This window comes from Oceanobacillus sp. FSL K6-0251, assembly GCF_038004725.1.
Classification (GTDB): Bacteria; Bacillota; Bacilli; order Bacillales; family Amphibacillaceae; genus Oceanobacillus; species Oceanobacillus oncorhynchi.
The window spans coordinates 2,458,743-2,482,536 of record NZ_JBBORS010000001.1; the positions used below are offsets into that span (position 1 = coordinate 2,458,743).

Sequence of the window (23,794 nt, forward strand, 5' to 3'; positions counted from 1 at the left end):
TTTTTAGATAATATCGAATATACTTTACCCATTTAAATAGTTGAAAGTTTTCTAATTACTATACCATATAAAAGCCCGTTTCGGGTAGTATAAATTATTGTTTCCGATAAAAAAAGCTGTCTTCTAAATAAAAACCAAACTGTTCTGCATTAAATATCTGTTCTGTACTGCCGACGAATAAGCAGCCTCCTTTCGTTAATGCTTTATTAAAATGATGGAATATATTATTTTTTGCTTCATCGGTAAAATAAATCAATACATTTCGACAGACGATAAGATCTACATCTCTAGGGTAAGTATCTTCTAATAGATTATGGCGTTCAAAACGAATATGCTTTCTTAAAGACGGATCAACTTGAAAAATGGTCCCCTGTGATGTAAAATACTTTTTCTTCAGAGCAGCCGGGAGTTCTTTTAAAGAACGCTCTTGATAGTTTCCTTGTTTTGCTGCGCTTAAAACAGCCTGATCAAAATCTGTAGCACGAATCTGGTAACGTAAACCCGGAAAGTATTCTTCCAGCATCATTGCGAGACTATATGGCTCTTCCCCAGTAGAACAGGCAGCGCTCCAAATCGTAATTTTTCTTTTATTTTTTGTTAATTCTGGAATAATCTTTTTTTGCAGAACATCCCATCGATTTGGATTCCGGTAAAATTCCGATACGTTTATAGTTAATTTCTCTGTGAATTCTTCCAATAACTTGGTATCCTTTTGACAGGCTGAAAAATAATCTATGTAGCTTCTAAAACCATGTTTATCTCTTAAAGTCGTGATTCTTCGTTTCATCTGCGCTTCTTTATATAAGCTCAAATTCAGTTTAAGTGATTGATGCACCTTCTGCTTCATTAAATCATAATCATCTTTCATTCGTTAACCTCCTCTGCTTGTACGCAAAAACCCCCGTATATTTAACGGAGGTTTCGACAACGCTTTCAGTTTAATAAATCCACGCATCCTGTTGTTTGTTATAAGAATTCAATTCCTTCTCGTCAAAAAAGAGGTCAATCTCTCTTGAAGCGCTTTCTAAAGAGTCCGAACCATGAATGATATTCTTGCCAACATTAATGCCGTAGTCGCCCCGGATTGTTCCCGGGAGTGCTTCTGATGGATTCGTTTTCCCCATCATGGTACGAGCAGAAGCAACGACATTTTCGCCTTCCCATACCATGGCAAAAACTGGTCCGGAAGTAATGAAATCAACCAGTTCCCCAAAGAATGGGCGCTCCTTATGCTCGCCATAATGTGTTTCAGCTAAATCTGTAGATATTGTCATTAATTTAGCTCCGGCTAATTTAAACCCCTTTTGTTCAAATCGTGCAACAATATCTCCAATTAAGTTACGCTGCACACCATCTGGTTTTACCATTAAAAAAGTTCTTTCCATTAAAATCACCCTGCCCCTATGTAATTATAATAAATGAAAAATGTAGCCTCTAAAATAGTAACAAATTATCAGACAAATAACAATATCTTTATTTAATCAGGAACGCCTTTTTCCAATAAAAGTAGCAATATCTTGTAAACTTTTCTTTGCCCTGGACGATTTCAGGCCATCTAAAGATTTCAACGCTTTTTGCAGATAAAGGTCGCTGACTGCATAACTTCTTTGAATAGCATCTGTATTTTTTAAGCAGGCAATCAGCTTCTGCATTGTTATTTCATCAATGTCCTGATTGCTGTTGATCAATGTCACCAATTGATTTCTTAATTCCTGATCCTCCATTGCATATAGAACAGGGAGCGTGATATTACCCTGTAATAAATCATTTCCTGCCGGTTTCCCAAGTTCTTTTGCAGTAGATGTAAAATCTAGGATATCGTCAATAATTTGATAAGACATGCCGACATTATAGCCGTAACGATACATTTTATTTGCATCCTGTTCACTTAACCCGCCGACGAGCGCACCCAGTTTGCAGCTGCACGCTATCAGTAATGCCGTTTTCCGTTTTATCCGGCGCAGATAGTCCCGAAAATTTTGATTCCATTGGTATTTAAATTGAATTTGTTCAATTTCCCCAATGGATACTTCAACAAGTGTTTTAGATAATAAAGTATGTATTCTCAGATCATCTATTTTTGTTATTTCTTCCAGAGCTCTTGCAAGAATGAAATCGCCTGTGTACATTGCAATCCGGTTTCCATATTGAGAAGCAGTTGTCGGTTTCCCGCGACGCAGCTCAGCTTCATCAATCACGTCATCATGAACAAGCGTTGCCATATGAATAAGCTCTAGCGTTACAGCAACTTTTTGTATTTTTTCAAAGTCATAATCCCCTATTTGACATGAAAGCAAAACAAAAACAGGACGAATGCGTTTCCCTCCTGCTTTCAATAATGCTGTAGAAGCGTCTCGAAGTACGGGATGTTCAGCCTGAATGCTCTTCTGTAATGTTTTTTCAATAGTGTCCATATCTTTTGTTAAAAATCCATAAATCTTTGGTAGTCTCATGTACGTCACCTTATTTTACTAGTAAATTCATTCTTTATTTTAAGATTTATGCCCCATATGCATCGCAGCACCGCCACCGGCATACATTTTGACATCGACATGCTTGAAGCCTGCATCAAAGAACATTTGCTTCAATTTGTCCTTCCCTGGAAAATCCTTTGCGGATTCCTGCAGCCAGGAATATTCTTGATAGCTTTTCGCAAATACTTTTCCAAAAAGCGGCATAATAAAACGGAAATAAAAATAATATAACTGCCTATAGCCAATCAGTGTAGGCTGAGAGGTTTCCAGACAAACCACCATTCCTCCCGGTTTAACCACCCGGTACATTTCTTTTAAAACCGCCATATAGTCAGGAACATTTCGTAAGCCAAAGCCAATTGTTACGTAATCAAACTGATTGTCATCAAAAGGAAGCTCCATCGCATTGCCATGCATCCATTCAATCTCATCCAGCTGTTCCTGCTTTCCTTTTTCTCTGGCAATAGACAGCATGTTCTCACTGAAATCAAGCCCTATGACCTTTCCTTCAGCTCCGACAGCTTTCGCTAAGGAAATAGCCCAGTCTCCTGTACCGCAGCATACGTCCAATGCACTGTCTCCCGGCGATACGTGCATTCGTTTCATAACATCTTTACGCCATAGCGTATGCTGTTTAAACGAAATTACCGAGTTCATGGAATCGTAGTTTTCATATATTTTCTCAAAGACGTGATGGACACGTTCTTCCTTGGATGAAAAACCCATAATTCATTACACTTCCTTTTAAAGTCTTGACGTTCTTATTTCTTTCGTTTCCCGGGAATAAATAAATTGCTCCATAAATAAACTAGAGCTGGATAATTCCGAAACATCACGGTAAACAGCTTTTTCAAAATCCCGAATCAATTTCCCGTCAATCAGCGGAATCGAAGTTGCTTTATTATTACGTGCTTCCCACTCTTTGCGCAGTAAAGTATATCCGTTATCTGCTTCTTCTGTATCTAAACGGCGATACATCAGCCAGTTTTGAATAATCGATTCTAATTCAGGATCATGCAGATATTTAGCAACATGTACCAGCACGGATGCATTTAATTTCATTTTGATATTTAACCAGGTTTCAAGCGGTAATTGTTCTTCATAGTATAAAGTAACTTTTAGTTCATTTATTTCACGAATCGCATTCGCGAGTATCTGGATAAACTGAATTTCCCCCGCTTCTGCAAGCAATAAATAATACAGTCCGCTATAGTAATCTCCTGAGAGGACCTGAAGCTGCTTCTCAATCATTTCATTTTCTGTATCAGCATGTTGTTTGACCGGAACAAAATCATGTGTATCCAGGGCGATTTGAACAAGCATGGTTGAAATAATATACTTTTCACGCTGCAAAGGAGTTAATGATTTATGTTGTTCAACAAGAAATAGCAATAAATTCCACTTTTCTTCATCGATCACTGGATAACGTATATGCTTATGAATGTAAGAATCATATAATTTATTTTCCAGTATTTTTCTATAACCTCTATCTGTTGTAATAAATGTAGTCAACACTATCACCCGGACCCTTTCAGCCTTTCTTTGCTCTAGCTATTATAGCACATTTTAAATGTTATAAAAACGAAAGAACTTATTCTATTATAGGCTTGGTCTTAGAAAACCTCGCATTCGCTTGTTTTTCAGCGAATCCACAGCCTTTCTTATCCTGTCCTATCGTGCAAAAAAATAAAAAACCCCTATCTCAACTGCTTCTGTCAGAGAAACAATATCCAGAATATTTTTCGGCATCGAAACATCGCCGCTGCTCACAGAAATGAACAAGTCTTTATCTCACATGGACTGGAAAACAAATAACCTTCCAGCTGTTTCCTAACTTTCTTCAGGTGGAGTTGTTTTTGAGCGAGGCTATGGATCACTTCGTAAAATACTAATAAGGGGATGTTATTATATTAATTTTCTATTTCGCCATGACTTGTTTGAATAAGTGCTTTACCGCGAACTTTAATAGCAGAAGTATGTTCTGTGAATTGAGCAATCATAATTTCGCCTTGGTCCAGTTTTTCAGAATGATGGAATTTTGTATTGCTTCCACGCGTCAGGCCAATAACATGAACACCGTCTTCTAATGCTTTAATAACGAAATAATCTGCTTTTGCGTTCTGATCATTCATACATTACTCCTCCTTAAATGGAATTCTTTATGTAAAATAAATCTATTTAAATAACATCTTTGCTTTAATAGGCTGTTCAGCCCCTTGATGCTTTTCTCATGCAGAAATAAGGAAAGGGACACGTTTATCAACGTATCCCTCCCTTTTGTACACTCCTGTCCGGATATGTAAAATATTATTTTACACTATCCTTAAGAGCTTTACCTGGTTTGAAAGCAGGAACTTTGCTTGCAGGAATTTCGATTTCTTCTCCTGTTTGTGGATTGCGTCCTTTACGTGCAGAACGTTCACGAACTTCAAAGTTACCAAAACCGATTAGTTGTACTTTTTCACCATTCTTCAGTGAATCCATGACTGCATCAAATACTGCATCCACAGCTTTTGTTGCATCCTTTTTTGAAAGATCGCTCTTCTCAGCCACAGCATTTACTAAATCTGTTTTATTCATGACATTCACCTCCTCCCAGGATGTTCTTTAGACAAATAGGCTAGTTAGTCTGCCTATCCCATGGTCTGTTTCATCAAAGTCACCCTAATATGTGATGACAAGGCTTATAATAAACGAGTTTGGAATAAAATTCAACAAAAACTATCGATTTCTCTAGAATTTATTGAGATTTTACATAAAAATTCCTTTTTCTTAAGAGAAACAGGCTAAACTCTTATGCAACAAGCATTGTCACCTTTCCATAAATCTATACGGTGTTTTGCAGATTTTTTAGCCGTTCTGACAAAAAAATTATAAAAAAAATAAACAGCTATCAATTTAGCTGCTTATCGAGAAGTGTTTTTTTATAAAATAATAGCGATTAAACCGCCTGACCCTTCGTTAATAATTCTCTCTAGGGTATCTTTTAATTTATATCTTGCATTCTCCGGCATTAACGAGATTTTAGCTTGAATACCTTCTCTGACAATTGAACTGAGCGATCTGCCAAAAATATCTGATTCCCAGATAGACAGCGGATCTTCTTCAAAATCCTGCATCAGATAACGGACCAGCTCTTCACTTTGTTTTTCGGTTCCGATAATAGGAGAGAATTCAGATTCTACTTCGACCCGAATCATATGAATAGACGGGGCAACAGCTTTCAGACGGACACCGAACCTGGAGCCCTGACGGATGATTTCCGGTTCATCCAGCTGCATATCCTCTAAACTGGGAGCAGCAATACCATAGCCGGTTTGTTTTACCATTTGCAGAGCACCTGAAACTTGATCATACTCTCTTTTCGCATAGGCAAAATCCTGCATTAGCTCTAATAAATGGTCTTTACCTCGAATCTCCTCCCCGACAATCTCCTTCAGAACATGGTCATATAACTGATCAGGGGCATGCAAGTCGATTTCGGCAATACCCTCGCCCATCTCCATCCCTGCTAAATTGGCACCTTCAATATGTTCATAATCTCTGAAATGGCCAACGATATGGTCGACATCACGCAAGCGTTTTATATCCTTTACGGTATCTTGAATGGCCTCCTGATAATTTTGACGAAGCCAGTGATCTTCTTTTAAAACCATTACCCAGCTAGGCAGGTTTACATTTACCTCAAGTACCGGAAATTCGAATAATGCTTCACGCAGTACACTATAGACATCATGTTCTGTCATTGTTTCTACGCTCATCGCTAATACCGGAATATCATGCTGCTCCGTCAGCTCTTCCCGAAGCAAAGTTGTTTTTTGACTGTGCGGTTCTGTAGAATTGATTACCATAATAAATGGCTTGCCAACCTCTTTTAACTCTTCAATCACTCTTGTCTCAGCTTCAATATAGTCTTCTCTATCTATTTCACCGATAGTACCGTCTGTTGTCACGACAACGCCAATGGTAGAATGCTCCTGAATTACTTTACGGGTTCCTATTTCTGCTGCATCATGAAACGGGATAGGGTCCTCGTACCACGGTGTATGAATCATACGCGGGCCATTTTCGTCCTCAAACCCTTTCGCCCCTTCTACAGCGTATCCAACACAATCAACAAGACGGACATTTACATCTAATCCATCTTCCACATTTACTTGAACAGCCTGATTCGGAACAAACTTTGGTTCTGTTGTCATAATGGTTTTTCCTGCTGCGCTCTGCGGTAATTCATCATGTGCTCTTGCTCTTTCACTTTCACTTTCAATATTAGGAAGTACAACCAACTCCATGAATTTCTTAATAAAGGTGGACTTTCCCGTACGGACTGCTCCGACGATTCCAAGATATATGTCGCCATTTGTACGTTTCGATATATCCTTAAAAATATCTGTTTTTTCCAAAAGATCCCCTCCCGATCTCCGTACTTTGATATACATCACCCGTAATAGTTGGACACTAACAGTCTATGACGTTGTCCTATTAGATTATGACTAAGTTTTACACATTTTTATCACACGTCCATCAGACGTCATATTTGACTTTAAAAGGTCCTCTAAGCAAGCTACAAATAAAACACAGGTGTTTATAAACAAACTTTATATCTCATGTATATGCAGCATGAATCTATTTATTCTGTTTTGTTTGAAGACGACAAAGAAAACCAAGAATATTGGTTGGTCTTTAAATCACCGGTGTCCTCGCCGAAGCGATGTCCGCTGCGGGAAGTCGCTTTTCGCGGGCAACGTTCAGCCTCCTCGGAAGAAAACCGCTTCCTGCGGGGTCTTCACCTGTTGCTTTTCCCGCAGGAGTCGACTTCCCTCCGCTCCCATCTTTGAAGAAATATGTTTTATTTGCTTTCTTTCAAAGAAATGAAGCTGATTCTAGCGGTGGAAAAACACGGAGACTCCTATGGGAAAGCGCAATGGTCTTCGGTGGGGCAAGTAATCGCAAAAGCTCTTCGATGGGACGAGTAATCGCAGTCCCAGTCCCAGTGTGAAGACACCGCAGAAAAAAAGTGAACTTCTTTTTTTCGAGGAAGCTGAGCGCAAGCCCATGGAAAGCGTAGTGTTTTTCCGGAGCGGCTATTTTTATAAACATTCTTATTCTTCAAAAAAAGCCATACAGTTCAATTATTGAAACTGCATGGCTTTTCTATTTAGTCTTCTTCCATAAATACGGCTTGTCCATCTTCTACGGTATAAGGCAGGGAATATGCTGGAACAAACGGATAATTATCCACTAAAAGATAACGGATATCATCGCCCTCTTCATAGCCATGATTATCCTCTTCCAGCGCCTGATTCAAATCATAAGAATAATCAATATATAATTTGCCGTCTAAATCCATCACAATCGGCAAATCAGCCTGCGAATAAGGACTTTTCGCAGTCGGCGGTTCACTTAATCCGAGCTTTTCATAATCCACCGTATATATTTGATCTGTGATCTGCTGTCCGTAAGCTGGATATGTGTGCTCTTGCCTGTAAACGTCTAATCGTACATTGACGCTTCGCAATTGCTCCGTGGTTTGTAAATCAATAAGGCGGACTTGCAAATCGTCTTCCGGGTCAATAATCGTATACTGATAGACGCCGCCCTCTTCAAAAGAGTTTCCAGGCAGTTCAGACAAATAACCTTTCTCCAGCATCTGCTTAAAATCAATCAAATACTTTTCAAAGATATGTGTGTCGCTGTCTTTCGTCTGAATCGGCACTAAACCATCTTCCTCTTCTCTATAGGTTTCAACTGCCTGCTGGACAACAGCTAACTGTTCTTCATTCGGAATCTGATTTTCCGACCGCTCGCTTTGAGGATACATACAGCCGCTTAAAAGCAAGAACATAAAGGGTATCGTCAATAAATATGTATATTTCATCATGAAACTCCTTTTCCTATCTTGTTGGTCCACTAAATGTAACATATAAAATAATCAAAGCACCGCTGACGAGACTTATATAAGCTAAAAATGTAATAATACTGCCAAACCAGCCTCGCAGCTTTGTTCTGCTCCAGACAATCAAGCCTGTAGCTAAGATTAATAAAAACATCCCGACAAAGGATATATACATCATTAACATGGATACTGACAAAGCGTTCACCTCTATTTCAATCAAAATACATTTTACCAGATGCTATTATAACATAACTTCTGGGCGATGTACTCTAAGATAACTGACGAAACATTGAACATTTTAAACGCTTTCTTTCGCATTCAGTTGAAATTGTCTTTTCTTCATATAAAAACCTGCGGCAAAGGGGGTATCTTCACCACAGGTTGACTAAATAATATCCTCAGCAACTCTATTCCTTGAATGCTGGTGCGATTTATCTTATGCAGTATTTTGAAAATCTGTATACTCAACTGCCTATAAAGTGAAACTTTATTCAGCGGAGATTTTTTTATCCCCGCTGAATAAAGAACAAAGGCTGGGACCGCGGTTACTCGCCCCATCGTAAAATGTTATCTTGGGCGCCTTTGTAGCATACATCCTGCAGACCCGATGTATCAGGCCGCTACTGGCTGCCACTATTCCCGCATAGAATTTTCGAGTTCTCTCATTTTCGTGACACGGGAATTGCACAGCCAGTTATACTGTGATAAAAACCTATTTCTTAAATAAATTATTTAACGAATTGACATCCCCAGGCATTTTATTTTTGACAATGGATTGTACAATTTTGTCTTCTTTTTCTTTTGAAAGGGGTTTACCTGCCATCTGTGAAAGCTGTTTCACAAGATTTCGAACGGTTTTTTCATCCGAAAAATTTGCATGCTTTACCGAATCAGCTACTTTATAGACTTCCTCAGGACGAATGTTTGTGTTCTTTTGTATCTTATCAAACATACCTTTTTGAAAATTATTCACATGATTTCCTCCTTGCAGTTCATTCGTCACAGTATATGCAAGAAGGAAAGTTATGTGTTACTTATCCGAATAACGTTCTTTTAAAAGATTGCTTATATCATCCATTTCCTGACGCTTATTCCGGCTCATTAATTCGTCTACAACGTCCTTTGGTTTTTTATCCTCAAAAAGCACTTGGAAGATTCCTTGGGTAATCGGCATCTCAACACCCTGCTCTTCCGCAAATTGGTGTGCTGCCTGCACTGTCCGGACACCTTCTACCACCATGCCCATTTCTTCTAAAACCTGGTCGAGATTCATCCCCTTACCTAACAGGTTTCCAGCTCTCCAGTTTCTGCTGTGGACACTTGTACAGGTAACAATCAAATCTCCTACACCTGACAGACCAAGGAAGCTTAATGGATTAGCTCCCAAGGATGTACCAAGGCGGGCAATTTCGGCTAAACCGCGTGTAATCAAAGCTGCTTTTGCATTATCTCCATAGCCGAGACCATCTGAAATACCGGCTCCTAATGCAATAATATTTTTGAGAGCTCCTCCGACTTCGATCCCCAAAATATCATCGCTTGTATAAACACGTAAATTTTCACTGTTGAATAAATCTTGCGCTTGACGGGCCCTGTCCAGATTGACTGCTGATACAGATACTGTCGTCGGATGACGCAATGCCACCTCTTCTGCATGACTCGGTCCGGATAACACCACAATGTTCTCATAAGGGAAATCAGGAATCTCCTCCGAAATCATTTCAGATACACGTTTCAACGAACCGGGCTCAATCCCTTTTGTCGCATGGATAATCTGTGTGCTTGAATGAATATCATCTTTTAACTGCTGACAAACCTCACGAATTGCTTTTGTCGGAACAACGATAACAACTGCATCTGCATCTTTTACAGCTTCCTTCATGTCATGAAATGCAGTTATAGCGTCGGGAATATCAACGTCCAGGTATTTGTTATTCCGGCGAGTTTGGTTGATTTCGTCTACATGCTCCTGTCGATGTGCCCACAATCGCACCTCATGCCCATTATCAGCTAAAACTATTGCAAGTGCTGTTCCCCAGCTGCCTGCTCCAAGTACTGCAACCTTACGCATCGTATCTCTCCCCTTTACTGTCTCCGCCGTGCAAATATTTTTATCGGAGTTCCTGCAAAATCAAAAGCATCTCTAATTTTATTCTCTAAAAATCGTTCATAAGAAAAATGCATGAGTTCCGGGTCATTCACAAACACGACAAAGCTAGGCGGTTTCACAGCTACCTGTGTCGCATATAACACTTTCAGCCTTCTCCCCTTCAATGTTGGCGTCGGATTCATTGCAATGGCATCCATAATCACGTCATTGAGAACATTTGTCTGAACACGCTTCGAATGATTTTCGCTTGCTAATTGAACCATTGGAATCAGCGTATGAAGCCGTTTTTTTGTTTTTGCAGACAAAAATACAATTGGTGCATAATCTAAATACTGAAAATGCGCCCGGATTTTTGTTTCAAAATCCTTCATTGCTTTTTCGTCACTGTCCACCGTATCCCACTTGTTTACAACGATAACAATTGCCCGGCCTGCCTCGTGTGCATAACCCGCAATCTTCTTATCCTGCTCTCTGATGCCCGTTTCTGCGTCAATTAATACCAAGACCACGTCTGAGCGTTCAATCGCCCGCAGCGCCCTTAAAACGCTGTATTTCTCTGTGCTTTCATAAACCTTACCGCGTTTACGCATTCCAGCTGTATCAATAATCACAAAATCTTGGTCATCTTTACGTAATTTCGTATCGATAGCATCTCTGGTTGTGCCTTCTATTTCACTTACAATCACGCGATTTTCATTTAATAAAGCATTTACCAGGGAGGACTTTCCTACATTTGGTCGGCCGATTAAACTAAAGTAAATCGTATCGTCCTCTTTTTCTGTTTCCTCATTTCCCGGAAAGTGAGCCACTACTTCATCCAGCATATCTCCCAGCCCGAGACCATGTGTTCCGGAAATAGGAAACGGCTGTCCAAATCCCAAGGCATAAAACTCATACACCATTTCACGCATTTCGGGGTTGTCCATCTTATTCACGGCTAAAACAACCGGCTTATTGGATTTGAATAAAAGCTTTGCAACCTCTTCATCGGCCGCAGTAATACCTTCTCTGCCGTTAAGCATAAAAATAATAACATCTGCTTCATCAATGGCAATTTCAGCCTGCTGTCTCATTTGATTTAATAATGGCTCATCGACCATTTCAATACCGCCAGTATCTATTATGTTAAATGTTTGATTTAACCATTCTGCTTCCGAATAAATACGATCGCGGGTTACACCAGGTGTATCTTCCACGATAGAAATTCTTTCTCCAACTAATCGATTAAATATCGTTGATTTACCAACATTTGGTCTACCAACAATTGCTACTACAGATTTCCTCACGTAAGGAACATCCTCTCTTTTTTCAAAATTCCTTCTAAAATATCAGCAGGTTATACGACCCAGTAATACACAATCTCACTGCATCTCTGTCTTTATTCTAGCAAAAGTAGGAAAGTTCCACAACGAAATATATTAACGCTTGTTCAAAATGATTTTATTTAAGGCAGCCTCTTACTTTTAGTGTTTTACAATAATATAGACCTCATCACTCAAACGATGTGCAATGCCGTCCATAATCGCTTCCAGATTGGTTGAAAATAACTGAAGCTCCTCATTCGAGGCACAGATAAAGATAGGAGCTCCTCCTCCAACTTGCTCTTCTTTAGTAGTGATGACAGCTAAAATCGCTTTTTCGACAATCATTTACTTTTTACCCCCTTTTAAAAATGTAGCTTCTGAAGGCATTTTAATCGCATTTTCTAATACAGGAACCGAGCCGATTACTTTTTTAGCCAGATCTGCATCCCGGACAAGCGGTAAAATAAAAACACCCAGCCTACCGTCATCAAGATCACGTTTTATCAAAGGGGCTAAAGCAGGGGTTCCCGAATCTTTATAAATTCCTAAAGTAGCAGAAACATCATGTAATATGGCCTGCCGCTGACCCAGGTTGCTGATCGTAGTGATAACATTTATATTTTTTGGTGTGAGGATAAACCCCATTCCATATTTTAAAATCTCTTCCTGTCTTTCTTCTATCCCGATATTCATAATATAAATATTATCAACATACAAGCCGGCCCCGTCAAAGGAGATATCTGATTCTTCGATTTCGACAATGTCTCTTAACGAAGACCCGCTCATAAAGCTAAGCGCTGCAACGATGGTTAATACACCAACAACGGTGGAAGGAAACCACCCCCAATTTATATAAGCAAACGTTGTTAAAAAGGCTGCAAACATAACAAGATAATTTCTTCCTTCAAAAGAAATAGCAATTCCTTCAATGTACGTGCTGCCTCTGGAGACCAGTTCGAATTGATCCAATTCTGTTAACGTATTTCGCTCCATATTCCGGACATCTCTAAATTGAGTTGCGGCTACCGTTAAGAAGGTTACAGCAGTAAATTCCATTTCCAATAAAGCAGGAATAGCCAATGCACCAAGTGACGCAGCTATAAATCCTAATGATAAGTGAATAATCCGGCCATGCAGATAGGTAGGATACTGCCTATAATCACTACGTAATGTGATTAATCTGGCCAGTGTCCCTGCAACCACTCCAAATAAAATTGCTTGTGCGTAATATTCAATTTCCATACAAACCACCTCTTTTTCTTATGTGTTAGTATGGCTATTTTTTAAACGGATTATTTATAAATTCACCCGGTCTTATTGCCTGAAAAAAACTGTTCATCGATAGGCACAGTTTTTGGGCAACAAAAAAGCATAAACGTCTTTTACTGCATAAAAAAAGAAGATTGTCCCTTGATACTTCGAGACAATCTTCTTTTTCTAATAATCATTGTTATTATTTTTTGTATTTATCCAATTTATTTCCAATCACATCACCAAGCTGAAAGCCGGGCTGATCATCGGATTTTTCATATTGCTTGTATTCTTTTTCTTCTTGTTCCTGCTCCAATTCTTTGATGCTTAAAGAAATGCGCTGTTCTTCTTCATTCACATCTAATACCTTCACTGTAACAGGCTGTCCAATTTCAAGGACTTCCTGTGGTGTGCCGATATGACGGTTGGCAATTTGAGAAATATGAACAAGGCCTTCAACGCCAGGCAATAGTTCAACAAATGCTCCAAAGCTGACCAGTCTCTTGACAACACCTTCTGCAGTGGAACCAGGTTTAATTTTTTCACTTACTTCTGCCCAAGGTCCAGGGAGCGTATTTTTATGAGATAAAGAGATACGTTCACTGTCTAAATCGACAGAAATAACTTCTACTTTGATTTTATCTCCTTCAGAAACAACATCTGAAGCTTTTTCAACATGCTCATGCGCTAATTGGGAGATATGGACAAGCCCATCAACTCCTCCTAAATCAACAAATACACCAAAATTGGTAATACGTTGTACGACACCCTCAATTACATCACCAGGGTTTAATGATTGCAGAACTTTTTCTTTTCTGTCTTTTTCTTCTTCCTCTACAATCGCACGATGGGATAAGATAACCCGGTTTTGGGTCCGGTCCATATCCGTAATTTTCACCTTTAACGTACGATCTAAATAATCACTGAAATCTTCCACGTAATAGGTTTCAACTAAAGAGGCCGGAATAAAGCCGCGTACTCCTACATCCACAACAAGTCCGCCTTTAACAACTTCCTTCACTGTTGTCTCAAAAGTCTCACCCTGTTCATATTTTCTTTCAAGCTCTTCCCAGGATTGTTCTGCATCTACAGCTTTTTTTGATAATACAACTTCATCATCATCGATTTTCTTTACTTTTAAAGTGACTTCTTCCCCTTCAGCTAACACATCAGTTGTAGACTCTACATGGAGCGTGGAAAGTTCGCTTATCGGTAAAATACCTTCTGTTTTATATCCGATATCAACAAGAACTTGTTTTTCTTCTAATTTTACAACTGTTCCCGTCACTGTAGCACCAACCTCTAATGCTTGAAGGTCTTTATTTTCTTCACTCATATCCTTAGCCTCCTAGTTACAGTTCGCCTATTCACACATTCGAATAGAAAAAGATTATTCATATGTTCTACCTATAACTTCTAATAATTAGTTTTATTTGTCAAGTAAAGTCAATTAATTTTTATGAATTTCGTATAAATTTCTGATTTCTTCCATAATTCCCTCTGACATTTCTTTTGCAGAAGATTTATTTTTTCGAAAAGCTTCTGCATCCATTGGTTTTCCATAAACAACCTTCGTCCGACGAAATAATTTATAATCATTCATAATGACACAGGGAACGACTTCCGCTTGTGATCGGAGTGCAAAAAAGCCGACTCCAGGCAATGCGTTTCCCGGTTTGCCATCCTTACTTCTTGTCCCCTCCGGAAACAAGACGAGCGTTCCTCCCTCTTCTAAAATTTTCAGGCCGCCTCTTAAAGCATTCCGGTCAGCCAGACCCCGTTTGACCGGAAAAGCGTGGACCCTTTTTAAGATGCCACCTAAGATTTTTCCGCTGAAAAGCTCTTCCTTTGCCATAAAATGGATTGTTCTAGATGCTGTCATTCCTACCACAGGCGGGTCAAGGTTAGAAGTATGATTGGAACAAATAATAAAGCATGGAGGCCCGCCTCCTGTTTTTAAACTTTTGCATGGAACAGGGGAAGGTTATTTCCCTTGTTACATACAATTAACAACGAAGGTATTCGTTAACAAGCTTACACTTCAGAGTCCAAGGTATTCCAGAAAAACAACACGTTAGCGAATGCCAAGTTTTTCAATAAATGGCTGGCATATCTCGAGAATTTTATTTGTCACATCATCAATGGATAAGGAAGTAGTATCCAATTCAACCGCATCTTCCGCTTTGACCAGCGGGGATGCCTCGCGGGTAGAGTCGAGTTCATCCCGCTTTTCTATTTCTTTTTCCAGTGTATGTAAATCAGCGGGGATGCCTTTTTGCCTGTTTTCCTCGAAGCGGCGCTTGGCTCGTTCTGTTACAGAAGCGATAAGAAATATTTTCACATCCGCATCCGGCAAAACATGCGATCCTATATCGCGTCCGTCCATGACAACACTATTATCCTGTGCAAGCTCTTGCTGAGCAGCCACCATTTTTTTTCGAACCAATGGATGCTTCGCAATAACCGAAACGGACGCTGTAACATCCGGATAGCGTACTGCCTCCGTGACATCCTTCTCATTGATAAATACACGCTGTCCTTCTTTATCCTGTGCAAGCCTGATATCAATCTTATTTAAAATTTCCATGACCGCTTTTTCATCTTCCAGATCAATATTCTCTTGCAGGGTCTGATAAGTAAGCGCCCTATACATCGCTCCAGTATCCACATAAATAATACCCAGCTTTTTTGCAATCTGTTTAGCAACCGTACTCTTTCCAGCTGCTGCCGGACCGTCAATTGCAATTGAAATAAGCTCCATTCTCTTCACTCCTGCCATTAAAAAGCCTGACAATTGCCAAGCGAGTTCTACACTACTCTATCATAACATATTCCCAATTTATTAAACAGTCGAGAACACCTGCAATTTTTCTTGAACATTTCTATATCTCTGCTTTCAGGATTCTAAAGTCAGACGCTCCATAAGACTTCTTATTTGTAAGAATAACAAAGAAAATTGCCTTCGAAAATGTATAAAATAAATTCTCGAAGGCGGTTACTATTAAGAATGTTTTTACTTATATTACAGAATTGTAATTAATTTCCGCATCTGTCATTTTCTCAATTTTTTCTTCTTCCCCTGTTTCAGCATTAATAAATATGCGATACGTCGCGTCATCTCTGGTTCCTAAAAATTCATAGGTGAGAATCTCTTCACCCTGATTATCATCAATAATCGCTAGATGGTTTTCTTGAATTTTCACACCCTGATTTACTGCATCACGTGCTTCTTCTTCTGAAATAGCCGGTTCTGGTATATCCCGTTCTGTATGATTTTTAAAGTAATTATTTGCCGTCAGACCGGTAATATCTCCATTATCTAAAGCTACCTTCACCTCGACAGCATCCGAAAAAACTCGAACTCCATCATCTTCATAGACAAAAGAATATATACCGACTTGATCATATTCACTGCTCTGGAAAAGCTCCATTTCATCAAATCCCAGCTCTGAAAGGTAATCCTTTGCTATTTCAAACCCTTCATTCAAGCTTAATTGCTTGCCGCCTATTTCTCTTGAAACTAATAAGTTAAGCGGATGGCCGCCCTGCACAGTTAAATCTGCGTAGCCTCTTTCCCCATTTTCATCATAGGAGACACTATACATTGGCGTTAATGCCCCGTCCCCAGATTTTGTAACCGTCCAATCGGTTCCGTCTTCTTTGCCAAAAAGCTTTTCGGCTTCCTTCATGGCTTCTTCTTCTGAAAGATCGTGACCTGCTATATTTTTATAAGAATGTTCTTCCGTTTCTGTACTGGTTGTACTGTTTTCAGGCGTTTCCTCCGTAGTGGTATCAAAAGTTTCTTCTACCGCTTGGAAGCTATTGACCATATCATTATCTTTTTCGTCATTTGTATTTAATAATGCTTGTTCTACGTCCATCCATTTCGAACCATCACTTAAGGAGTGATGCTGCGCTTCTCTGAGTTCATCCCGTATTTCTCCAGATTGTTGATAGAATTCTTCCAGCTGCGCTGTTTCTTCCTCTGTTAATGGGTCGTTATCCAAGTCACGAACAGCCGTCTGATAAGTGAAATCTCCTAACTCTGAGAGAAATTGCTCTGTTTTATGAATTGGCAACAATCCCATTGGCAAGTGCCCGGTATTGGCATGTGCATTGGAACTGATTCGCCAAATATCGACAAACTGCGGTGATAATTTATCTGGCGAATTCATTGCCAGTGAGGTCCCAATCTGGTCGTTTAACACATCCATATTGTAGGTGAGTTCATGGAAGGATCTCTGATATTCATTTTCTGCTTGAACGTATAAATCATTTTTTTGTTTATTTGTCTGGTAGCCCCAAATGGAAACAGAAATAAGGGCTACGGTTAACAATGTAATGGTAATCCAACGATACATTTCATTTCACACCTTTCTAACTGCAGAATATATGTTTTCCAATTGTCTTAATCTGTGGTCTGGTCCAAATCCATCCTGAAGTTGCGGTATCTGGATTGAAATAATAGAGTGCATTACCAGAGGGGTCCCAGCCATTAATCGCATCCAGCACTGCTTCTCGGGCCTGATCATTCGGCTCCAGCCATATCTGCCCATCCGCCACTGCTGTAAATGCTCTCGGTTCAAAGATAACTCCGGATACTGTATCAGGAAACAGCTCACTGTTTACCCGATTGAGGATAACTGCTGCAACTGCCACTTGGCCTTCATAAGGCTCTCCCCTTGCTTCTCCATATACTGCGTTTGCCATTAGCTGGATATCATTATTAGAATATCCTTGCGGGACATTTACCGAGCTGGTAGGGGTACTTTCTTCTCCTCCATTATTCCCTCCGGATGGAGCAGAGCCAGTCCCATACATTTCTTGCTTCACCTTCTCTTTATCGAATTCTGTCGCCTGCGTCAGCTTATCCTTTGCTGCCTGCCCGGCCAGCCCATCGATTTCCATTCCAAATTCATATTGAAAATTTCTTAAAGCCCAGTAAGTTCCCCAGCCAAAAACACCGTCTATTTTGCCATTATAAAAACCGATATGTTTTAATCTGGCTTGTAATTCAATAACGTCATCTCCAACTGCTCCTTGTTGAATCACTTGATCACTAAATGCACTTGTCTGTTCTGGTTTTGCAAAAATAAATGCAGATAGAAATATAAAAAGGGTAAAGCTAAAAATCATAGGCTTGCGATGTCTTTTCATATTGATGCCTCCATTTTCTTCCTATAAACCTTTCTTTTCATACCAGCTGCTTCTAATATTTAAAGGGATAGCCGGCAAAAGATTGGCAAATGAGAAATTTTCTCACGGAGAACCGCCCGTAAAACTCCTGCCTCGAAATAGAGAGTGAAAATATATTTATTGAGGTTGGAGATAACAGGCGCTAACTCCCTGAACCACTCAACTAACATCCAGCAGATAATCTTAAGCTGAATGAAGTTTCGTTTTATCTACGTCTATTTTTTGTGCAATTCCTCTTTTTATTCATAAACAATGAAAATCGAATTAATTGCTTTCTCGCGGATACATTTTCTGTCCTGTTTCATGCCGGTTTTAATCGTCTTTTTGCCACAAAAAAAGCTGACGAACAACTATTTCGTCAGCTTCTTATCTATTACTTTTATACATTTTGTCTGGGAGGAAACGGATATCATACATTCTGGCATGCTTTAAACGATAAATCGCAAAAAACCATACACCAGCTAAAAATATCGACAGGATAATAATAAATTGATTTAATCCGAGTAATATGTAGTTATATATTCCATGCAGCAGAAATGGAAGTACAAAGGCAATCGTCAAGTATTTGTGTTTGTTTTTTGGTTTCATTTTTGCTTTTCCTAAATAATATCCCATAATAATTCCAAACAGAGCGTGTGAAGAAACAGGATACAGTGCACGCATCCATGCAAATTCAACTCCATTTGATAATAAATAAAATACATTTTCCAAGGAAGCAAATCCTAAACTGATTGCACTGGCATACACAATTCCATCGTAATGGTTATCAAATTCATCATGCTGATAAATTAAGAACATGAACATAAACCATTTGAAGAACTCTTCCAGAAACGCACTAAATAGAAAAGCTTCTGCAACAATCGGGATATTGTCCAGCTCCGCATGAATACCATACTGAATAAACATAATCGGCAACACAATCAATGCGCCGGCGATAAACATACGTACTATCAGCCAAAGCGGCTCTGTGATACGGTCACGCAAATAAATAAACGTCATAAAAGCTACAGCAGGGGCTATACCAGCAGATAGAGCAGCTATCATTGATTCTTACTCCTCTTCTTTAGTCGGTAAACAATTATATATCAAATAAATGTTCCAGTTCCGCGTTACTTGCCATTCCCACAAGAAGTTTAATTCTTGCTTTTTTACTATCATAATCTCTTCCCAAAAGTACTCCATTCTCCATAAGATCATAGGTACTTCCTTCATAATCATAGGTAGGATAAACTTCTCCTTCCACAGCAGAGGTCGTAATTACTACTTTTATCCCTTTTCGGATACATTCTTTAATCGCAGGCATCATAGCCTGAGATACTTGTCCTCTGCCGACACCTTCCAGAACCAGTCCATCTACTTCATTGTCTATCGCTGCTTGGATATATTTTCCGTCAGTTTCCATATATACTTTAATAATATCTACCGTCGGGAGCTCTTTTTTTAACTCTAAATGCTCCCGGTACGTCGGCTTTTGGAATACTCGAACCGTGTTGTTATCAATAATTCCTAAATAGCCGTAGCCAAAAGCATTAAAACCTTGGATATTCGAAGCATGCTCTTTTCGGACATAACGGGAATGGAAAATACGCTCATTGAATACAACCGTCACACCGACATCCTTTAAATCTTCACTGCAGGCTGCCAAAATTGCATTTTTAATATTTATAAAGGAATCTGTCCCCACCTCTTTAGGTGAACGCTGCGATCCGGTGTATACAATTGGAATATGGTAGTTTGAAATAAGGTGCATAAAATAAGAAGCTTCTTCCAGTGTATCTGTTCCCTGTGTGATTACAATCCCGTCGAAAGCTTCTTCATTTAAGTACTCGTCTAACTTTTCTTTGATTTTTATTAAATCAGAAAAGTTTAAATGCATACTAGCTTTTTGAAAGAAAGAATCCACCTTCACCTGAATATCGGAGGGAACATCACATTTTTCAATAATATCTTCTCCAGTTAATACACCAGAAGCCAGTTTACCGCTCTCCTCGTTTTTATCACTTGCAATGGTGCCTCCTGTTGCAATCATCAACACTTTTTTCATGTTATTACCTTCTTTATTGGTTAGTTATCTGCATCATCTATTAGTATATCACAATAATTTTTACTGAAATAAAGTTCAAGCTGCATGCGGCAGCGAGAGGAAGAACAGGCCTCCCGCTTTATCTGTTCCAAAGCATGTCATTATCTGGAGCAGATAGATGCAGCAATTTGCTCTCCATGGAAACGTCCATTTTCAATAAATACTTTGTTATTATCATATCCTGCAGCTACTACGCCGGCAATATATAAATTTTTCACATTTGTTTCCATCGTGTTCTCATCATGAACAGGCTTGCCATTCTCCAGATTAATCTCCACACCAGCTTGCTTTAACAAGCTATAATCCGGACGATAGCCTGTCATAGCAAAGACAAAGTCATTCTCGATCGTTACTTCCTGCCCCTCTTTTTCATAAGTTAAATGCGTATCGGTTATTTCTGTTACAGATGCGCCGAAAACCATATCCACTTTCCCATTTCTGGCAAGTGATTCAAACTCTGGCAAAATCCATGGCTTAATACTTTCCGAATAGATATCTCCACGATAAATGACGGTGACATCTGCCCCGGCTTTATGCAGTTCCAGCGTTGCATCTACAGAAGAGTTTTTACCGCCGATAACAGCAACTTTTTGATTAAAAAATTCATGTGCCTCTTTAAAATAATGGGTTACTTTAGGCAATGATTCTCCTGGGACATCTAAGTAGTTAGGCTGGTTATAATATCCAGTAGCCATAATTACTTTTTCCGCACGATATTCATTCTCACTTCCATTATTTTTAACAGTTTTTAAGCAAAAATGCTCTTCATCTTTTTCAATAGACACTAATGTTTCAAACGCATTTATACGCAGTTCATTTCGTTCGGCAACTTCCCGATAATAGACCATTGCCTGATTGCGCACCGGCTTTTTATTTTCAGAGATAAATGGGACACCGCCAATTTCTAAACGGTCACTTGAGCTAAAAAACGTTTGGTGAGTCGGGAAGTTGCTGATTGTCTGAACAACATTTCCTTTTTCAATTAATAAAGGGTTTTCGCCTTTTTGCTGAAGCTCTAAAGCACACGCCATTCCGCATGGTCCAGCTCCAATAATAATAATTTTTTCGTCTAGCATTTCTTATCCTTCCTTCATCCATCACTTAGAAAAACGATTCATCCGCTATTAATCAGAGAACCAATCGCTGATTTATTCTATATTATCACGTAAAAATTTTTCATTTACTATCGTACAACGAAGCAGACTGCATCGCAATACAAAAGCTTTTCTTCTACACAAATAAAAAACTCTTATCATGGAAGAGTTTTTTATTTATTTCCTTATGAATTAAACCCAGCCTCTAAAACGGGAAGCTTCAGCCATTTTCCTTACACCTATCATATAAGCTGCCAGCCGCATATCAATTTTTCTTGTTTTTGCCATATGATATATATTGTTAAAAGAATTAATCATGATTTCATGTAATCGTCTGTCGATTTCTTCCTCTGTCCAGTAAAAGCCCTGGTTATTCTGTACCCATTCAAAGTAGGATACTGTAACTCCCCCGGCTGATGCCAGAACATCCGGAACGATAAGGACATCCCTGTCGGTAAGGATCTTCGTTGCTTCCATTGTCGTCGGGCCATTGGCTGCTTCTACAATAATTGAGGCTTTAATATTATGTGCATTATCTCTTGTAATTTGGTTTTGTACCGCTGCCGGAACAATAATATCACAGTCCAGCTCAAATAATTCTTTGTTTGTAATCGTTTTATCAAATAGTTTAGTTACGGTTCCAAAACTGTCACGGCGATCCAGCAGATAATCAATATCTAAACCATTCGGGTCATGTAATGCCCCATAAGCATCTGAGATTGCGACAACTTTTGCTCCGGCATCATGCAGAAATTTTGATAGAAAGCTTCCTGCGTTCCCAAATCCCTGAATAACGACCCGGGCTCCCTTGATATCGATGCCTTTCTTTTTCGCCGCTTCATTTAAAGCAATCGTTACCCCTTTAGCTGTTGCCGATTCTCTGCCGTGAGACCCGCCGAGAACAATTGGTTTTCCGGTAATAAAACCAGGATTATTCAATTTATCGATTTTACTATATTCATCCATCATCCATGCCATGATTTGTGAATTTGTAAATACATCTGGAGCCGGAATATCTTTTGTCGGACCGACAATCTGACTTACCGCCCGAACATACCCGCGGCTTAAAGCTTCCAGTTCTCTAAAAGACATTTCCCTCGGGTCACAAATGATACCGCCTTTTGCTCCGCCATAAGGCAAATCTACAATCCCGGCTTTTAAACTCATCCATATCGAAAGTGCTTTCACTTCTGTTTCCGTAACATCCGGATGGAAACGAATGCCGCCTTTTGTCGGACCAATCGCATCATTATGCTGGGCTCTATAACCGGTAAAGACTTTCACCTTACCATCGTCCATACGGACTGGAATACGAACAGTAAGCATACGCAAAGGTTCTTTTAATAAATCAAAAACTTCTTCAGGGTAACCAAGTTTATTTAATGCGGTTTCCACAATAGATAACGTTGAATTTAACACATCCGTATTTTCTTGTTTTTTAGCTTGGGAAGCATCTCCTGCTTTATCGCCTGCCATTAATATTTACCCCCTACCATTATATCAATGTTTTACTCACTCATGGTTTAGTATACACTTTCATACAAAATATGCAATGAAAGAGGTGACCGGCTGGATGAGAAGTTTTTAATCAAACAAGGGGCTTTCTGCTTCCCCATTTGTCCATCCTTTTAGGAAGCAAAATAATGATTGATTTTAGCTATTGCGTCGCTTTCAAAAATAATCTTGCCGTATTCCTGTAAACGATGGGAAGTTAAGATACTTGGATGAGCAAATTCTGACATCAGTCCTATAATATTTTCCTTATGCCGGGCTGTTTGCACATAAGGATCCAGCATCATAAAATAACGGTTCTCCATAAAATACACATTCGATTCTTTGATATGCATATTCGGTAAATAACCGGCCACAGCAATTACATCTTCAAAGTCATCAAATGAAAATATAAGCTCTTTGCTTTCATCAAGTGTCACTTTCATTTCAATATATTCATCATCTATTTCAATATCGGCATCGTCGTATTGATGGGTAACAAAAATATGCATTCCCTGAGCTTGCATGAGATGCACCTGTACAAGTAACATTCCTTCAAACTCCATTCCCAGTTCACTGCTTGCTTCGTACATCATATCACTAAACAGCGTACGAACATTAGATGCATCATGCCACAAGTCCTCACGGGTAAATCCTCTTTCTATTAGATCATCGAACGTGAGAAAAATTTTAAACTGGTCTGTTGAAATTCGTTCGATCCGCATACTGCATCCCCCTTATCTTCTTCACTTTTGCAACAAGTATTTATATTAATATATGCACTATTTTCAAATGATGAACATAACCTGCTTGTATCGTTTTGAAAATGGGTTATAAATGAGCATAGCGTTTATTTATTATATAAACCTGTTTATCACAGAGATAAGCAAAAACT

Annotated in this window: 25 protein-coding genes; all 25 read right to left on the reverse strand. The window is 39.2% G+C overall.

Annotation, left to right across the window (positions count from 1 at the left end; translation table 11 throughout):
* Positions 1-94: 94 nt before the first annotated feature.
* On the reverse strand, positions 95-868 hold the full coding sequence (locus tag MKY45_RS12405) for a CheR family methyltransferase (RefSeq protein WP_042534148.1): 774 nt from the start codon (positions 866-868) through the stop codon (positions 95-97).
* A 70-nt stretch (positions 869-938) separates the two neighbouring features.
* Complete coding sequence (gene ndk / locus MKY45_RS12410) at positions 939-1,385, reverse strand: nucleoside-diphosphate kinase (protein ID WP_042534150.1); 447 nt, start codon at positions 1,383-1,385, stop codon at positions 939-941.
* 96 nt (positions 1,386-1,481) lie between these two features.
* Positions 1,482-2,453 carry a heptaprenyl diphosphate synthase component II gene (hepT, locus tag MKY45_RS12415; protein WP_341172987.1) on the reverse strand — a complete coding sequence of 324 codons (972 nt, stop codon included), beginning with the start codon at positions 2,451-2,453 and terminating at the stop codon, positions 1,482-1,484.
* A gap of 39 nt (positions 2,454-2,492) precedes the next feature.
* Positions 2,493-3,200, reverse strand: coding sequence for a demethylmenaquinone methyltransferase (gene menG, locus MKY45_RS12420; RefSeq protein ID WP_212928181.1), 708 nt, complete (start codon positions 3,198-3,200; stop codon positions 2,493-2,495).
* Positions 3,201-3,218: 18 nt separating this feature from the next.
* Positions 3,219-3,986, reverse strand: a complete 768-nt coding sequence (locus tag MKY45_RS12425; RefSeq protein ID WP_042534156.1) for a heptaprenyl diphosphate synthase component 1 — start codon at positions 3,984-3,986, stop codon at positions 3,219-3,221.
* A gap of 398 nt (positions 3,987-4,384) precedes the next feature.
* Entirely contained in the window at positions 4,385-4,606 is a 222-nt protein-coding gene (mtrB, locus tag MKY45_RS12430) for a trp RNA-binding attenuation protein MtrB (protein WP_040981406.1), read from the reverse strand.
* A gap of 175 nt (positions 4,607-4,781) precedes the next feature.
* Entirely contained in the window at positions 4,782-5,054 is a 273-nt protein-coding gene (locus MKY45_RS12435) for an HU family DNA-binding protein (RefSeq protein ID WP_040981409.1), read from the reverse strand.
* Positions 5,055-5,398: 344 nt separating this feature from the next.
* Positions 5,399-6,877: a stage IV sporulation protein A gene (spoIVA, locus tag MKY45_RS12440; protein ID WP_042534158.1), complete on the reverse strand. Its 1,479-nt coding sequence runs from the start codon at positions 6,875-6,877 to the stop codon at positions 5,399-5,401.
* Between the two features lie 755 nt (positions 6,878-7,632).
* A complete protein-coding gene (locus MKY45_RS12445) occupies positions 7,633-8,355 on the reverse strand; it encodes a hypothetical protein (protein ID WP_084612976.1) in 723 nt (240 codons plus the stop codon).
* Positions 8,356-8,368: 13 nt separating this feature from the next.
* Positions 8,369-8,566: a DUF2768 family protein gene (locus tag MKY45_RS12450; protein ID WP_042534163.1), complete on the reverse strand. Its 198-nt coding sequence runs from the start codon at positions 8,564-8,566 to the stop codon at positions 8,369-8,371.
* 516 nt (positions 8,567-9,082) lie between these two features.
* Positions 9,083-9,343: a stage VI sporulation protein F gene (locus MKY45_RS12455; RefSeq protein WP_042534167.1), complete on the reverse strand. Its 261-nt coding sequence runs from the start codon at positions 9,341-9,343 to the stop codon at positions 9,083-9,085.
* A gap of 57 nt (positions 9,344-9,400) precedes the next feature.
* Positions 9,401-10,441: an NAD(P)H-dependent glycerol-3-phosphate dehydrogenase gene (locus MKY45_RS12460; protein WP_042534169.1), complete on the reverse strand. Its 1,041-nt coding sequence runs from the start codon at positions 10,439-10,441 to the stop codon at positions 9,401-9,403.
* A 14-nt stretch (positions 10,442-10,455) separates the two neighbouring features.
* On the reverse strand, positions 10,456-11,766 hold the full coding sequence (gene der / locus MKY45_RS12465) for a ribosome biogenesis GTPase Der (protein ID WP_341172988.1): 1,311 nt from the start codon (positions 11,764-11,766) through the stop codon (positions 10,456-10,458).
* Positions 11,767-11,943: 177 nt separating this feature from the next.
* The gene (locus MKY45_RS12470) at positions 11,944-12,129 is read right to left on the reverse strand and encodes a capping complex subunit for YIEGIA (RefSeq protein WP_042534173.1); all 186 of its coding nucleotides are present in this window, start codon (positions 12,127-12,129) and stop codon (positions 11,944-11,946) included.
* Positions 12,130-13,026 (reverse strand): YIEGIA family protein, encoded by an 897-nt coding sequence (locus MKY45_RS12475; protein ID WP_042534175.1) that lies wholly within the window; start codon positions 13,024-13,026, stop codon positions 12,130-12,132. It abuts the gene before it with no gap.
* Between the two features lie 211 nt (positions 13,027-13,237).
* A complete protein-coding gene (gene rpsA, locus MKY45_RS12480) occupies positions 13,238-14,371 on the reverse strand; it encodes a 30S ribosomal protein S1 (RefSeq protein ID WP_042534177.1) in 1,134 nt (377 codons plus the stop codon).
* A 114-nt stretch (positions 14,372-14,485) separates the two neighbouring features.
* Positions 14,486-14,965 (reverse strand): lysophospholipid acyltransferase family protein, encoded by a 480-nt coding sequence (locus tag MKY45_RS12485; protein ID WP_332093816.1) that lies wholly within the window; start codon positions 14,963-14,965, stop codon positions 14,486-14,488.
* A gap of 144 nt (positions 14,966-15,109) precedes the next feature.
* Positions 15,110-15,796: a (d)CMP kinase gene (gene cmk, locus MKY45_RS12490; protein WP_042534179.1), complete on the reverse strand. Its 687-nt coding sequence runs from the start codon at positions 15,794-15,796 to the stop codon at positions 15,110-15,112.
* A gap of 256 nt (positions 15,797-16,052) precedes the next feature.
* Positions 16,053-17,396 (reverse strand): germination protein YpeB, encoded by a 1,344-nt coding sequence (gene ypeB / locus MKY45_RS12495; RefSeq protein WP_042534182.1) that lies wholly within the window; start codon positions 17,394-17,396, stop codon positions 16,053-16,055.
* 16 nt (positions 17,397-17,412) lie between these two features.
* A complete protein-coding gene (gene sleB / locus MKY45_RS12500; RefSeq protein WP_042536275.1) occupies positions 17,413-18,171 on the reverse strand; it encodes a spore cortex-lytic enzyme in 759 nt (252 codons plus the stop codon).
* A 426-nt stretch (positions 18,172-18,597) separates the two neighbouring features.
* The gene (gene prsW, locus MKY45_RS12505; protein ID WP_042534185.1) at positions 18,598-19,275 is read right to left on the reverse strand and encodes a glutamic-type intramembrane protease PrsW; all 678 of its coding nucleotides are present in this window, start codon (positions 19,273-19,275) and stop codon (positions 18,598-18,600) included.
* 34 nt (positions 19,276-19,309) lie between these two features.
* On the reverse strand, positions 19,310-20,275 hold the full coding sequence (locus MKY45_RS12510; RefSeq protein ID WP_193062188.1) for an asparaginase: 966 nt from the start codon (positions 20,273-20,275) through the stop codon (positions 19,310-19,312).
* Between the two features lie 140 nt (positions 20,276-20,415).
* Positions 20,416-21,390 carry a YpdA family putative bacillithiol disulfide reductase gene (locus tag MKY45_RS12515; RefSeq protein ID WP_042534188.1) on the reverse strand — a complete coding sequence of 325 codons (975 nt, stop codon included), beginning with the start codon at positions 21,388-21,390 and terminating at the stop codon, positions 20,416-20,418.
* A gap of 210 nt (positions 21,391-21,600) precedes the next feature.
* Positions 21,601-22,884: a Glu/Leu/Phe/Val family dehydrogenase gene (locus tag MKY45_RS12520; protein WP_042534190.1), complete on the reverse strand. Its 1,284-nt coding sequence runs from the start codon at positions 22,882-22,884 to the stop codon at positions 21,601-21,603.
* A 152-nt stretch (positions 22,885-23,036) separates the two neighbouring features.
* On the reverse strand, positions 23,037-23,624 hold the full coding sequence (locus tag MKY45_RS12525; RefSeq protein ID WP_042534191.1) for a genetic competence negative regulator: 588 nt from the start codon (positions 23,622-23,624) through the stop codon (positions 23,037-23,039).
* Positions 23,625-23,794: the final 170 nt, after the last annotated feature.

Bases quoted from the DNA above. Each gene is read 5' to 3' on its own strand.
- MKY45_RS12515 (WP_042534188.1), bottom strand. From the start codon at position 21,390: ATGCTAGACGAAAAAATTATTATTATTGGAGCTGGACCATGCGGAATG.
- sleB (WP_042536275.1), bottom strand. From the start codon at position 18,171: ATGATTTTTAGCTTTACCCTTTTTATATTTCTATCTGCATTTATTTTT.
- MKY45_RS12460 (WP_042534169.1), bottom strand. From the start codon at position 10,441: ATGCGTAAGGTTGCAGTACTTGGAGCAGGCAGCTGGGGAACAGCACTT.
- MKY45_RS12510 (WP_193062188.1), bottom strand. From the start codon at position 20,275: ATGAAAAAAGTGTTGATGATTGCAACAGGAGGCACCATTGCAAGTGAT.
- menG (WP_212928181.1), bottom strand. From the start codon at position 3,200: ATGGGTTTTTCATCCAAGGAAGAACGTGTCCATCACGTCTTTGAGAAA.
- cmk (WP_042534179.1), bottom strand. From the start codon at position 15,796: ATGGAGCTTATTTCAATTGCAATTGACGGTCCGGCAGCAGCTGGAAAG.
- prsW (WP_042534185.1), bottom strand. From the start codon at position 19,275: ATGATAGCTGCTCTATCTGCTGGTATAGCCCCTGCTGTAGCTTTTATG.
- MKY45_RS12525 (WP_042534191.1), bottom strand. From the start codon at position 23,624: ATGCGGATCGAACGAATTTCAACAGACCAGTTTAAAATTTTTCTCACG.
- rpsA (WP_042534177.1), bottom strand. From the start codon at position 14,371: ATGAGTGAAGAAAATAAAGACCTTCAAGCATTAGAGGTTGGTGCTACA.
- MKY45_RS12470 (WP_042534173.1), bottom strand. From the start codon at position 12,129: ATGATTGTCGAAAAAGCGATTTTAGCTGTCATCACTACTAAAGAAGAG.
- ypeB (WP_042534182.1), bottom strand. From the start codon at position 17,396: ATGTATCGTTGGATTACCATTACATTGTTAACCGTAGCCCTTATTTCT.
- mtrB (WP_040981406.1), bottom strand. From the start codon at position 4,606: ATGAATGATCAGAACGCAAAAGCAGATTATTTCGTTATTAAAGCATTA.
- MKY45_RS12435 (WP_040981409.1), bottom strand. From the start codon at position 5,054: ATGAATAAAACAGATTTAGTAAATGCTGTGGCTGAGAAGAGCGATCTT.
- ndk (WP_042534150.1), bottom strand. From the start codon at position 1,385: ATGGAAAGAACTTTTTTAATGGTAAAACCAGATGGTGTGCAGCGTAAC.
- MKY45_RS12405 (WP_042534148.1), bottom strand. From the start codon at position 868: ATGAAAGATGATTATGATTTAATGAAGCAGAAGGTGCATCAATCACTT.
- MKY45_RS12475 (WP_042534175.1), bottom strand. From the start codon at position 13,026: ATGGAAATTGAATATTACGCACAAGCAATTTTATTTGGAGTGGTTGCA.
- MKY45_RS12445 (WP_084612976.1), bottom strand. From the start codon at position 8,355: ATGATGAAATATACATATTTATTGACGATACCCTTTATGTTCTTGCTT.
- MKY45_RS12520 (WP_042534190.1), bottom strand. From the start codon at position 22,884: ATGGCAGGCGATAAAGCAGGAGATGCTTCCCAAGCTAAAAAACAAGAA.
- hepT (WP_341172987.1), bottom strand. From the start codon at position 2,453: ATGAGACTACCAAAGATTTATGGATTTTTAACAAAAGATATGGACACT.